Origin of the sequence: Mycobacterium sp. 1164985.4 (genome assembly GCF_001668575.1) — a bacterium.
Classification (GTDB): domain Bacteria; phylum Actinomycetota; class Actinomycetes; order Mycobacteriales; family Mycobacteriaceae; genus Mycobacterium.
Window position 1 is genome coordinate 21588 of the sequence record NZ_LZMD01000021.1, and the last position, 11449, is coordinate 33036.

Here is an 11449-nt window from a genome sequence, read left to right on the forward strand (position 1 = left end):
ATGACGTTGGCCGCCACCTTGATTCCCCTGCCCGTGCTGTTGCCCACGCTGGGCGCGGCGACGACGTTGATCGCCGGCCGGCGGCCGCGACTGCAGCGGCTCGTCACGCTCGTCGTGTTGTGTGTCGTGGTCGCGGTGTGCGGCGCGCTGCTCTATCTCGCCGACAGGGACGGCACGCTTGTCCTCAACGTCGGAGGCTGGGGACAAACGGCGCCGGGGATGGGGCCGCTGGGCATCACGCTCGTGGTGGACCGCTTGTCAGCGCTGATGCTCGTCGTCTCGTCGATCGTGTTGGTGGCGGTGGTGTTCTACGCCATCGGACAGGGTGTCCGCGACGGTGACGAACGCCAACCGGTGTCGATCTTCATGCCCACCTATCTGGTGCTGTCGGCGGGCGTGTGCATGGCGTTCCTCGCCGGCGACCTGTTCAACCTGTTCGTCGGCTTCGAGGTCCTGCTGGCCGCGAGCTTCGTGCTGCTGACCATCGGAGCGAGCAAAGACCGTGTGCGCGCGGGCATCTCCTACGTGATGGTGTCGATGGTCGGGTCGCTGATCTTCCTGTTCGGCATCGCCCTGGTCTACGGCGCCACCGGAACACTGAACCTGGCCGAGGTCGCCGTGCGTCTGGACGACGTGTCGGGAGGCGTCCGTTCGGCGATGTTCGCCGTGCTTCTGGTGGCGTTCGGTATCAAGGCCGCGGTCTTCCCGCTTTCGGCCTGGCTGCCCGACTCCTACCCGACCGCACCCGCGCCGGTCACCGCCGTGTTCGCCGGCCTGCTCACCAAGGTCGGTGTGTACTCGATCATTCGGGCACACTCGCTGCTGTTCCCCAGCGGTGGTCTGGACCCGATCCTGTTGGTGGCGGCGCTGCTGACGATGTTGATCGGCATCTTCGGCGCGATCGCGCAGAGCGACATCAAACGACTGCTGTCGTTCACGCTGGTGAGCCACATCGGATACATGGTGTTCGGCATCGCGCTGTCCAGCCAGCTCGGCATGTCGGGAGCGATTTACTATGTGGCGCACCACATTCTCGTGCAGACGGCCCTGTTCCTGGTCGTTGGGCTGATCGAACGTCAGGCCGGCGCGTCGACGTTGGACCGCCTCGGCGGCCTGGCGGCCGCCAGCCCGCTGCTGGCGTTCGTGTTCGTCGTGCCCGCGCTCAATCTCGGTGGTATACCGCCGTTCTCCGGTTTCATCGGCAAGGTCGCGCTGCTCGAGGCGGGTGCGGAGGACGGTTCGGTGCTGGCCTGGACGCTGGTCGGCGGGGGCGTGGTGACCAGCCTGCTGACGCTGTATGTCGTGGTCCGGGTGTGGACGAAGGCGTTCTGGCGGTCGCGTGAGGACGCTCCGGAAGGGCACCTGTCCGCGGCGGTGCCGTCGGCATTGCTCGACGAACCCGAGGACATCCAGTTCGTCGACCGAGACCACGTCGGCCGCATGCCGGCGGGAATGGTCGGGCCGACGGGCGCGCTGATCGCGGCGGGGCTGGCGCTGACGGTGCTCGCCGGACCGATCTTCGGATACAGCGAGAGGGCGTCGCAGGAGGTGCTCGACAGGGCTGAATACATCACCGCCGTGGTGGGGCAGCGATGAGCGCTTGCGCGAAGAGCAGAAGGCAGCGATGAGCGCTTGCGCGAAGAGCAGAAGGCAGCGATGAGCGCTTGCGCGAAGAGCAGAAGGAAGCGATGAGGGCGTCGAGGACCGCACCGATGAGAAGCGTCGCGCTGCGCATCTGGGTCCTGTGCTGGCTGGTGCTCGTCTGGATCCTGTTGTGGGGCACGTTTTCTGCGGCGAATGTGCTTTCGGGCTTGGCCGTCGCGACGTTGATCACCTGGCTACTGCCGCTGCCTGCCGTGCCGGTCGAGGGCAAGGTGCACGTGCTGTCGCTGATCCGGCTCATCCTCACCGTCGCCTACCGGCTGGTGCTGTCGTCCGTACAGGTCGCGTGGCTGTCGTTGAAACCCCGCCCACCACTGTCCGCCGTACTGCGCGCGCAACTTTCGGTGAAGTCGGATCTCGTGCTGTCGCTGGCGGTCATCATCTTCAACCTGATTCCGGGATCGATCGTGCTCGAGATCGACCAGACCCGCCGCCTGCTCTACATGCATGTCATCGACGTCGGGTCCGACCGCGCGCTGAGCGCGTTCTACCACCAGGTGGCCGTGATTGAACGACTGCTGGTCCGAACGTTCGAACGTCCCGAGGATTGGCGTCCGTCGCACGAGGAGGACGAAGCATGAATACCGTGTGGGTCATCGCCGCGGTGATGATCACCGCCGCCTCGGCGATCACGATGTTTCGGCTCCTGGCCGGCCCGAGCACGCTGGACCGGCTGGTCGCCGTCGACACGCTGATCGCGGTGGCCATGTGCGGGATCGGCATCTGGGGCGCCTACAGCTTGGACAGCACCGTGACCTACGGGATGGCCGCGCTGGCTTTGATCAGCTTCGTCGGGACGGTGAGCGTGGCGCGGTTCCGTGTTCCCGACGTCGACAAGCCGCGGACCGTCCGGGGGCGGCGATGACGACGTTGGACATCATCACGGCCGTGCTCGTGCTCGGCGGATCGACGCTGGCGCTGACCGCGGCGATCGGCATCGTCCGTTTCCCCGACACGCTGACGCGGATGCACGCGGCGTCCAAACCGCAGGTGCTCGGGCTCCTGCTGGTGATCGCGGGCGCCGCGATCCGGCTACGGGGCAACACCGATGTCGGCATGCTCGTGCTCACGGGCTTGTTCACCATCATCACCGCTCCCGTGGTGGCGAACCGGGTTGGTCAGCTCGCGTACCGGGAACAGAACGTCCGGGACGATCTGTTGACCGCGGACGAGATTGACGAGTTCGCCGACCACCCGGGAAGCGGTGCCAATGGCCAGGACTGACGACGACAGCTGGGACATCACCGAAAGCGTCGGCGCGACCGCGCTGGGTGTGGCCTGGTCTCGTGCGCAGGAGCAGAACACCGGCTGCCCGCTCTTCACCGACCCGTACGCCCAGATGTTCATCGACGCCGCTGTCGAGCGTGGTTGGCGACAACCTCCGCACCACATGGTCGAGCGGATCCGCACGATCGGCGGCTACGCCGCGTCGCGCACCAAGTGGTTCGATGAGTTCTTCATCGCCGCCGGTGCCAACGGCATCGACCAGGCGGTGATACTCGCGGCCGGCCTCGATGCGCGGGCATGGCGGTTGCCCTGGATCGACGGCACTGTCATCTACGAGATCGATCAGCCCAAGGTGCTGGCGTTCAAGGTCGACACCCTGAGCAAGAACGAAGTCGAGCCGACTGCCCGATACGTCCCCGTGCCGATCGACCTTCGCGACGATTGGCCACGGGCGCTGCGCGATGCCGGGTTCGACCCGAGCGAGCCGACCGCGTGGGCGGCCGAGGGGTTGCTGCCATATCTGCCGGCGAGCGGGCAGGACCTGTTGTTCGAACGGATCACGGGACTCAGCGCGCGAGGCAGCCGCATAGCCGTCGAGGCGTTCGGCGCGGGATTCTTCGATCCGGAGTATCTGGCGAGTCGCCAAGAGAAGTTACGCGAGTACCGGCAGCAGGCCGACGAGGAAGGCGACGAGAACGCATACGACGTCCAGGACCTGTGGTACGTGGAGGACCGCAGCGAGGTGAGCGAGTGGCTCGCCGACCATGGTTGGGACGTCAACGCCGTCACCGCGGCGGATCTGATGGACCGCTACGGCCGGTGCGCCGCTGGCGAAGCCGACGACACCACGCCGCGCACGGTGTTCGTCGAAGGGAAGCGGACCTGCTGATCCGCTCGTCAGCGACTAGTCCCCCGAGGACAACTGAAACTCGACCATCGCAGTGACGGTCTCGACCGCGTCGCGCAGCGCGGCCAGCCGCGCTGCGGCTGTCGGCGCGGCCAGCACGGCATAACGGTCGGCCTGCCCCATCGGCAGCCGGGAGGTCAACGCGTACAACCACTTACCGGCGTCACCGGAGGCGTCGGCACCGGCGATGAATTCGCGGCCGTTGACCTCGCCGCCGCGCGCCACTGCGATCCGCTCGAACAAGGCGACCATGCGGTCCTCGACATCGCGGATCGCATCCACGTCGACGGGATCACCCGGCTGGTCAGGCCACGGTTCGACCGCGGCACGCGGATACGGGTCGTCGGGCTGCCATTCGATGACCCGGATGCGTTCGCCCATCGTGCATTTGAGGCGGTAACGGCCATCGCCGAAGTCCGCGACCTCGACGATGTGGGCCAGAGCGCCCACATCGCTGCGGACATCCCCGCCGCCCACCTCACGGCCCGCGGTGATCAGCACAACGCCGAACGCCGGATCCTCGGTGGACAGACAGTCCGAAACCAGTGCGCTGTAACGCGGTTCGAAGATGCGCAGCGGCAGTTCCTCACCCGGCAGCATCGCCACCTGCAGCGGGAACATCGGGATGGCCGCCATCGTCTACAAATCCAGTTCGGCGACCAGGGCGTCGACGACGGAACGCAGGTCACCGTCGTGCTCCTCGGCGACGCGGCGCTGGCGTTGATACGACGCGCCGGAGGTGTAGATCTCCGCGACCCGGCGGAGTTCGTCGGCGCAGTGCAGCGACGCAGCGACCGGTTCAAGACGGTTGAGCAGCTCGTCGAGATCCTCGGTAACCAGGCGCTCGTTGCTGTCGGCGTCCTGAATGATGATCGCGTCCAAGCCGTAACGCGCTGCGCGCCACTTGTTCTCCTGCACGTGCCACGGCGGCATGGTCGGCAAGGACTCACCCGCGTCGAGCCGCCTGTCGAGGTCGACAACCAGGCAATGCGTCAACGCCACCAACGCACTCAGCTCGCGCAGATTGGACACACCGTCGAAGACCCGTACCTCCACGGTGCCGATGTGCGGCGAAGGCCGGATGTCCCAACGGATCTCGTTCATGTGATCGATGATGCCGGTCTTCTTCTGGTCGTACACGAACCGTTCCCACTCAGCCCACGTTTGGAAGTGGAACGGCAAGCCTGCCGTCGGCAACTGCTGGAACATCATTGCCCGGTTGGACGCGTAGCCGGTGTCCTGACCATCCCAGAACGGGGAGGACGCCGACAGGGCCAGCAGATGTGGATAGTGGTTGAGCAGCGAGGTGTTGATCGCCATCACCTTGTGCGCGGACCGGACTCCGACATGGACGTGCACGCCCCAGATCAGCATCTGCCTGCCCCACCACTGGGTGCGCTTGATCAGTTCGGCGTAGCGCGGGGCGTCGGTCAGGCTGCCCGGCGACCACTTCGCGAACGGGTGGGTGCCCGCGCAGAAAAGCTCCATGCCGCGGGACCGGACGATCTCGCGTGCCGCCCCGAGCGTCGAGCGCAGGTCCTCCATGGCCTCGGGCACCGAATCGCAGATGCCCGTGACGATCTCGACGGTGTTGCGCAGCAACTCTTTGTGCACGCGCGGGTTGTTCTCGCCAAGCTCCTCGATGACCGCGGTGGCCTCGTTGCTCAGATCCCGCGTCGTCGCGTCGACAAGAGCGAACTCCCACTCGACCCCGACCGTGGGTCGCGGCGAGCCGACGAAGTCAATATGGCTGTTAGCCGGTACGGATAACACCGCATGCCACCCGCGATCCGGCGTCACCGGTCGCCAGAGTGGTCGCATCCGGCGGCGGGTCACCGTTTACCTGTTGGTAGCGCTCCGGCGGGATGTTGGCGAAGTTGTCCGCCTTCTCGTGGATGATGATCGCGGTTCCCGCGCCGGAGGTGAGTTCCTCGGCGGTGAATGCGTCGGTGGTTGTCACCACCTTCGCCGAACCGTCCTCGCGGACCTGCAGCGACGACAGGTCGCCGCTGGCCGGGTGGCCGCTGTGGCCGGGCACCTGGAAGTGCCCACCCGCGGAGTTGAAGTTCCCCGGCGCACCGCCGGTCGGCGCGACCGAGTTGGCCTCACACTTGCCGACCTGATGGATGTGCATGCCGTGGAAGCCGGGAGTCAGCTTGCCCGATGCCTTGGTCTCGACGGTGATCGTCGCGTAGCCGCCGCTGAACTGGATGTCGGCGGTGGCCACCGGCGTGCCGTCGGCCAGTTTCAGTTCGGCGCTGAGGGTCTCACCGGAGCCCTGACCCTCGCCTTGGCCTGGATTCTGACCCTGGCCCTGTCCGCCACCGTGGCCGCCGCCCTCACCCGGCGGAGCCGACGGAGGCGGCGAACCCGTCCACACGGGCGGCGGGGTGCCCTGAACGTTGCTGGGCTCCTCGGGTGACGAGCAGGCGCTCAAGGCCAAAGCGGGAATTGCGAACAAGGCAGCGGCGGCGACGGTCTTGAACATGTGCAAGAGCCTAACCGGTGACCACCACGATGACGCCCGGCGGTTGTTCGGCGAGTGCGGGCAGCCGCGGTTCGACGGGCGCCTCGAGCAGACGCCCCACCTCTTCTGCGGCCTTCTGTTCGCCGGGGGCGTCGCTGAAGTACACGGTGGTCGCCGTGACCTCCGGCAGTTCGAGGTTGCCGGTCTCGGTGACGTTCCAGCCGGCTTCGCGCAGCCGCCCGGCGGCGCCCTCCGCCGCGCCCTGCACTGCGGAGATGTTGAACACCCGCACCTCGGCCTCGGCGGGTTTGGGCGTGGCCGAGGTAGTCGGCGTCGTGGACATGGTGGTCGTGGCCAGCGGTGGCGCGTCGTCGTCGTCGCTGTCAGAACCCATTGCCTGGAACGCGATCAACAGGAACACGACGCCCAGGAAGAGCAACACCATCACCATGGCGCGCAGCGGCAGCCCCGACGAATCTCGCTGGTTCATTGCGCCCACCTTATCGAGCGGGCCACGCGGCCCGGGTAACTCAGGTGACGTCGAAGCCGAGGCGGCGCGCCGCCCGCGCCTTCTGCCTGCTGGCCCGCAGCCGTCGCAGCCGTTTGACCAGCATCGGATCGGCGGCGAGCGCCTCCGGCCGGTCCACGAGGGCGTTGAGGACCTGGTAGTAGCGGGTGGCCGACATGGAGAACAACTCCTTGATGGCGTCTTCCTTGGAGCCGGCGTACTTCCACCACTGCCGCTCGAACGCGAGAATGTCGTGCTCGCGCCGGGTCAGTCCGTCGGAGAGTTCAGAGTTGTCTCCGGATTGTTCAGTCCGCGCGATCGCGCCGTCCATCTGGCTCTTGGACCCTTCCGACAACTTGAATGACATCGCTGTGGTTCGGCGCTCATTCAACCACGTGATCGGCCGATGAGCGCTTCGACATGCCCGCGAGTCGGCCGGCAAGCATTGCCGACCTAAGATTTTGCGCATGGCAGTCGTTCCGATCCGCATCGTAGGAGATCCCGTCCTGCACACGGCCACCGAGCCGGTGCCGGTCGGAGAGGACGGTTCACTGCCCCCCGATCTCGCGGATTTGATCGCCGACCTGTTCGACACGATGGACGCGGCGAACGGGGTTGGCTTGGCCGCGAATCAAATCGGGGTGTCCAAGCGGGTGTTCGTCTACGACTGCGCCGAGGTGCGCGGTCGTCTGACCCGCCGCCGCGGCGTGGTCGTCAACCCGGTGCTCGAAACCTCCGAGGTTCCAGAGACCATGCCGGATCCGGACGACGACGACGAGGGTTGCCTGTCGGTGCCCGGGGAGTCCTTCCCGACGGGGCGGGCCGACTGGGCTCGGGTGACGGGTCTGGACGCCGAAGGCAATCCGATCACCCTCGAGGGCACCGACCTGTTCGCCCGGATGCTGCAGCATGAGACCGGCCACCTCGACGGCTTCCTCTATCTGGACCGCTTGGTCGGCAGGCATGCGCGTAGCGCCAAGCGCGCGGTGAAATCGCACGGCTGGGGTGTGCCGGGGCTGTCGTGGATGCCCGGTAAGGATCCCGATCCGTTCGGTCACTGACCGTGGGCGAGCTGCCCACGGTCGGAACGCGGGTGATGGTGCGTTACCGGCGGCCGGCCGGTTCGACCCCACCGCTGACCGACTTGATCGGACACGTCGTCGATGTCGGTGCGACACTTCGCATCCGAACGAAGTCGGGTGCCGTGGTGCAGGTCGCAGTCGACGACATCGTGGCCGTCAAGGCGCTTACTGCCGCGCCGGTGCGCACCGCCGACATCCGCAACACTGAACACGCGGCGGCCATGGCGTGGCCCGGTGTCGAACAGAAGTGGCTCGACGGCTGGCTGTTACGCGCCGCCGACGGTTACACTCACCGCGCCAACTCCGCTGTGCCGCTTGGCTTCGACGCCGACGCGACGGCCATCGCGGCGATCGTCGACTGGTACGGCGAACGGGGGCTGACGCCGTGGCTCTCGGTGCCCGATCGGCTGTTCGGCGCGGCTCCCGTCCCGCCCCACCTCGAAACCGAGTTCATGACAAGCGATTTGCCTCATGCAGTGACCGACGAGCGGGTGCGCCTGACCCCGACCCCCGACGCGCAGTGGTTGGACCTGTATCGCCGCGACGTGCCCGTCGAGGTCCTGACCGCCGTCGTCGACGGCGAGGTCGCGTTCGCGACGATTCCCGGCGCGGCCGTGGGCAGGGCCGCGGTGACGACGGCGCCGGACGGTCGGCGCTGGGTGGGGTTGTCGGCGGTGCGCGTCGACGAACAGGCCCGCGGCCGGGGGCTGGCGCGTGCGCTGTGCACGACACTCCTGCACTGGGGAGCGGAACGAACGGCCACCCGCGGCTACGTGCAGGTTCTCGTCGACAATGCGGTGGCGCTCGGCCTCTACCGGTCGATGGGTTTCACGACGCAGCACCGCAGCCGTTACGTCGACGCTCGTAGCCTGTAGGCCATGCGGATCGCCACCTGGAACGTCAACTCGATTCGGGCCCGTGTCGAGCGGGTCACCGACTGGCTCGAGCGCGCCGACGTCGACGTGCTGGCGATGCAGGAGACCAAGTGCAACGACGAGCAGTTCCCCGTCATGCCGTTCCTCGCGGCCGGTTACGAGGTCACCCACTGCGGGTTCAACCAGTGGAACGGCGTGGCGATCGCGTCCCGCGTCGGCATCGACCACGTGCAGGTCGGGTTCGACGACCAACCGAGCTGGAGCGACAAACCCGAAGTGGAGGCGGCCGCGGAGGCCCGCGCGCTCGGCGCCACGTGCAACGGCGTCCGCGTGTGGAGCCTCTACGTGCCGAACGGCCGGTTCGTCGGCTCCCCGCACTACGCGTACAAGCTGGAATGGCTTGATGCGCTTCGCAATACGGCACAGAAGTGGTTGTCCGACGATCCGGCGGCCCAGATCGCGCTGGTCGGCGATTGGAACATCGCGCCCACCGACGAGGACGTGTGGAGTGTGGAGTTCTACCGCAACAGCACCCACGTGACCGAACCCGAGCGCGCTGCCTTCAACGCGGTGGTCGAGACGGGTTTCGCGGATGTGGTTCGGCCGTTCACCCCCGGACCGGCGGTCTTCACGTACTGGGACTACACGCAGCTGCGGTTCCCGAAGAACCGCGGTATGCGCATCGATTTCATACTCGGCTCACCCGCACTCGCCGAGCGCGTCACCCACGCCGAGATCGTCCGCGATGAACGCAAGAGCGGCAAGGACCGCGTCGGGGCGCCGAGCGATCACGCCCCGGTCTTGATCGAACTGGCCTGACCGGAGGCGGCGTTCTCGTTCGCTTGGTCGCCGTAATTCCCGGGGTTGAAGATCGACGCCACCGCCCCGATGAGCATCATCACCGCCGCGGCGATGAACACGACGACCAGCCCGCTGTGAAACGGTCCGGTGATCAGATGCGGGAAGAACGTTTGGCCCGTCAGGGTTTCGGCATCCACACCGGGCTGCTGAAGCGCGTGGTAGGGCTCGAGGAGTTCGGCCATCGGGTTGTAGCCGAGGAAGGCCGCGAACAGGCTCCCGACCGGAGGCAGGTTGGCCACGTCATGCGCCACAGGCGCGGAGACCCCCTGCTCCTGCAGGCCCGCATTGAGCGCCTCGGGCAGCGTGTTGGCCAGGCCGACGATCATCAGCGAGAAGAAGATGCCGATCGACAGCGCCGAGCCGGCGTTGAAGAACGTCGACCGCACGCCCGACGCGGCGCCGCGTTCGGCGGCGGGCACGCTCGACATGATCGCCGCGGTGTTCGGGGCGGTGAAGATGCCGCCGCCCAAGCCGTTGAAGAAGACCAGGACCGCGAAGACCCAGTAGTCGAAATTCACCGGGATCATCACCAGGGCGACGAAACACACGGCCATCAGCAGCATTCCGCCGACGGTGAACCACCGGGCGCCGAATCGATCGGCCAACGAGCCGGCAAGCGGCGCCGCGATCAGGAAGCCGAACGTCGCGGGCAGAAGATAGATGCCTGCCCACAGCGGCGTCGATTCGAAGTCGTAGCCGTGCAACGGAAGCCAGATGCCCTGCAGCCAGATGATCAACATGAACTGCAGGCCGCCGCGGCCGACCGAGGACATCAGCCCGGCGAGATTGCCCATCCCGAACGAGGTGGACCGAAACAGCCGGATGTTGACCATCGGCTGCGGCACCCGCAGTTCGATGACGCAGAACGCGACCAGCAGCCCGAACCCGCCGATGATCGATCCGAGAACCCACGGATTCGTCCATCCCGTGGACGAATTGCCGTAGGGCTGGATGCCGTAGGTGATGCCAACCAGCAGCGCGGTCAGGCCGATGCCGAACGTCAGGGTGCCGGCCCAGTCGAGCCGCCCCGGCGTCCGCACACCGAGTTCGCGCAGCGACCGATAACTCCACACCGTGCCGAGCAGCCCGATGGGCACACCGACCCAGAAGATCGCCTGCCAATGGATCTCGGCGAGCACTCCGCCGATCAGCAAGCCGAGAAACGACCCGGCCACCGCGGCCGTCATGTTCACCCCCAGCGCCATGCCCCGCTGATTGGCGGGGAACGCATCCGTGAGGATGGCGCCCGACGATGCCATCAGCATCGCACCGCCCACACCCTGGACCACACGCCAGGCGATCAGCCACATCGCCCCGCCGCCGAGTTGGAACGGGTCGAAGGACAACGCGATGGCCGCGACGGTGAAAACGGCGAAGCCGAGGTTGTAGATACGGACCCTGCCGAAGACGTCGCCGAGGCGTCCGAAGAACACCACCAGCACCGCGGTGACGACCAGGTAGCCCATCAGCATCCACAGCAGATAGCCGACGTTGGCAGGCGACAGCGGGTTCAAGCCGATGCCGCGGAAGATCGCCGGCAGCGAGATCAGCACGATCGAGGCGTTGATCGCGGCGAGCAGCATGCCCAGCGTCGTGTTGGACAAGGCGATCCACTTGTATCGCGGGTGATCGTGGTCCATCAGCATCCGACGACGCGTCGTTTCGGTGAGCGCCGTCTCGGCGTCGGGCGCCATCGCAGGCTCTGTGGTCTCAGGGGTCATCGCTGTCGCTGTCCACTTCGCTCCGGGTCGATGGGCGCCGCAATGGCGGAAACACATATGTTAGCTATACAAATTACTCACCCACAAATCCGCGCGATTTCGTACTCCCTTCGACGCCGCGGCTGCGCTAGCGTGGCAG

General features: G+C 66.8%; 14 protein-coding genes. 8 read left to right on the forward strand and 6 right to left on the reverse strand.

Translation table 11 applies throughout. The annotated features are described in order from the left end of the window. From A5650_RS02630 to A5650_RS02650, 5 genes are all read left to right on the forward strand, one after another. Complete coding sequence (locus tag A5650_RS02630) at positions 1–1596, forward strand: Na+/H+ antiporter subunit D (RefSeq protein ID WP_067285993.1); 1596 nt, start codon at positions 1–3, stop codon at positions 1594–1596. 116 nt (positions 1597–1712) lie between these two features. Then, positions 1713–2243, forward strand: coding sequence for a Na+/H+ antiporter subunit E (locus A5650_RS02635; protein WP_067285995.1), 531 nt, complete (start codon positions 1713–1715; stop codon positions 2241–2243). Continuing rightward, entirely contained in the window at positions 2240–2527 is a 288-nt protein-coding gene (locus A5650_RS02640) for a monovalent cation/H+ antiporter complex subunit F (protein WP_067285997.1), read from the forward strand. Before A5650_RS02635 ends, A5650_RS02640 begins: the two co-directional genes overlap by 4 nt. Further along, the gene (gene mnhG / locus A5650_RS02645; RefSeq protein ID WP_067285999.1) at positions 2524–2886 is read left to right on the forward strand and encodes a monovalent cation/H(+) antiporter subunit G; all 363 of its coding nucleotides are present in this window, start codon (positions 2524–2526) and stop codon (positions 2884–2886) included. The genes A5650_RS02640 and mnhG overlap by 4 nt, the downstream gene beginning before the upstream one ends. Beyond that, the gene (locus tag A5650_RS02650) at positions 2873–3778 is read left to right on the forward strand and encodes an SAM-dependent methyltransferase (protein WP_067286002.1); all 906 of its coding nucleotides are present in this window, start codon (positions 2873–2875) and stop codon (positions 3776–3778) included. The genes mnhG and A5650_RS02650 overlap by 14 nt, the downstream gene beginning before the upstream one ends. Positions 3779–3793: 15 nt before the next feature. Here A5650_RS02650 and A5650_RS02655 read toward each other — a convergent pair whose 3' ends face one another. The 5 genes from A5650_RS02655 to napA are packed head-to-tail and all read right to left on the reverse strand — an operon-like array spanning position 3794 to position 7102. After that, positions 3794–4432 carry an LON peptidase substrate-binding domain-containing protein gene (locus tag A5650_RS02655; protein WP_067286004.1) on the reverse strand — a complete coding sequence of 213 codons (639 nt, stop codon included), beginning with the start codon at positions 4430–4432 and terminating at the stop codon, positions 3794–3796. Positions 4433–4435: 3 nt separating this feature from the next. Continuing rightward, positions 4436–5569 carry a glutamate--cysteine ligase gene (locus A5650_RS02660; RefSeq protein WP_067286178.1) on the reverse strand — a complete coding sequence of 378 codons (1134 nt, stop codon included), beginning with the start codon at positions 5567–5569 and terminating at the stop codon, positions 4436–4438. Continuing rightward, on the reverse strand, positions 5550–6284 hold the full coding sequence (gene sodC, locus A5650_RS02665) for a superoxide dismutase[Cu-Zn] (RefSeq protein WP_067286007.1): 735 nt from the start codon (positions 6282–6284) through the stop codon (positions 5550–5552). The genes A5650_RS02660 and sodC overlap by 20 nt, the downstream gene beginning before the upstream one ends. Before the next feature lie 10 nt (positions 6285–6294). After that, positions 6295–6753: a LytR C-terminal domain-containing protein gene (locus A5650_RS02670; protein WP_067286009.1), complete on the reverse strand. Its 459-nt coding sequence runs from the start codon at positions 6751–6753 to the stop codon at positions 6295–6297. Positions 6754–6793: 40 nt separating this feature from the next. Further along, positions 6794–7102 carry a nucleoid-associated protein NapA gene (gene napA, locus A5650_RS02675; RefSeq protein ID WP_064351385.1) on the reverse strand — a complete coding sequence of 103 codons (309 nt, stop codon included), beginning with the start codon at positions 7100–7102 and terminating at the stop codon, positions 6794–6796. A 136-nt stretch (positions 7103–7238) separates the two neighbouring features. Here napA and A5650_RS02680 point away from each other — a divergent pair, with 136 nt between their 5' ends. From A5650_RS02680 to A5650_RS02690, 3 genes are read left to right on the forward strand one after another with little or no spacing between them, the layout of a single operon-like run. After that, positions 7239–7832 carry a peptide deformylase gene (locus tag A5650_RS02680; protein WP_067082465.1) on the forward strand — a complete coding sequence of 198 codons (594 nt, stop codon included), beginning with the start codon at positions 7239–7241 and terminating at the stop codon, positions 7830–7832. A gap of 2 nt (positions 7833–7834) precedes the next feature. After that, positions 7835–8728 (forward strand): N-acetylglutamate synthase, CG3035 family, encoded by an 894-nt coding sequence (locus tag A5650_RS02685; RefSeq protein ID WP_231992499.1) that lies wholly within the window; start codon positions 7835–7837, stop codon positions 8726–8728. Positions 8729–8731: 3 nt separating this feature from the next. Beyond that, a complete protein-coding gene (locus A5650_RS02690; RefSeq protein ID WP_067286011.1) occupies positions 8732–9547 on the forward strand; it encodes an exodeoxyribonuclease III in 816 nt (271 codons plus the stop codon). On the opposite strand, the gene A5650_RS02695 is transcribed toward A5650_RS02690, so the two are convergent. After that, on the reverse strand, positions 9517–11283 hold the full coding sequence (locus tag A5650_RS02695) for an MFS transporter (protein WP_067286013.1): 1767 nt from the start codon (positions 11281–11283) through the stop codon (positions 9517–9519). The two genes, A5650_RS02690 and A5650_RS02695, sit on opposite strands and share 31 nt — an antisense overlap. Positions 11284–11449: the final 166 nt, after the last annotated feature.

Excerpts from the sequence above, each read along its gene's own strand:
- A5650_RS02640 (WP_067285997.1), top strand. The coding sequence starts at position 2,240 with ATGAATACCGTGTGGGTCATCGCCGCGGTGATGATCACCGCCGCCTCG.
- A5650_RS02670 (WP_067286009.1), bottom strand. The coding sequence starts at position 6,753 with ATGAACCAGCGAGATTCGTCGGGGCTGCCGCTGCGCGCCATGGTGATG.
- A5650_RS02690 (WP_067286011.1), top strand. The coding sequence starts at position 8,732 with ATGCGGATCGCCACCTGGAACGTCAACTCGATTCGGGCCCGTGTCGAG.
- napA (WP_064351385.1), bottom strand. The coding sequence starts at position 7,102 with ATGGACGGCGCGATCGCGCGGACTGAACAATCCGGAGACAACTCTGAA.
- A5650_RS02695 (WP_067286013.1), bottom strand. The coding sequence starts at position 11,283 with ATGGCGCCCGACGCCGAGACGGCGCTCACCGAAACGACGCGTCGTCGG.
- sodC (WP_067286007.1), bottom strand. The coding sequence starts at position 6,284 with ATGTTCAAGACCGTCGCCGCCGCTGCCTTGTTCGCAATTCCCGCTTTG.
- A5650_RS02635 (WP_067285995.1), top strand. The coding sequence starts at position 1,713 with ATGAGAAGCGTCGCGCTGCGCATCTGGGTCCTGTGCTGGCTGGTGCTC.
- A5650_RS02650 (WP_067286002.1), top strand. The coding sequence starts at position 2,873 with ATGGCCAGGACTGACGACGACAGCTGGGACATCACCGAAAGCGTCGGC.
- A5650_RS02630 (WP_067285993.1), top strand. The coding sequence starts at position 1 with ATGACGTTGGCCGCCACCTTGATTCCCCTGCCCGTGCTGTTGCCCACG.
- A5650_RS02655 (WP_067286004.1), bottom strand. The coding sequence starts at position 4,432 with ATGGCGGCCATCCCGATGTTCCCGCTGCAGGTGGCGATGCTGCCGGGT.
- mnhG (WP_067285999.1), top strand. The coding sequence starts at position 2,524 with ATGACGACGTTGGACATCATCACGGCCGTGCTCGTGCTCGGCGGATCG.
- A5650_RS02680 (WP_067082465.1), top strand. The coding sequence starts at position 7,239 with ATGGCAGTCGTTCCGATCCGCATCGTAGGAGATCCCGTCCTGCACACG.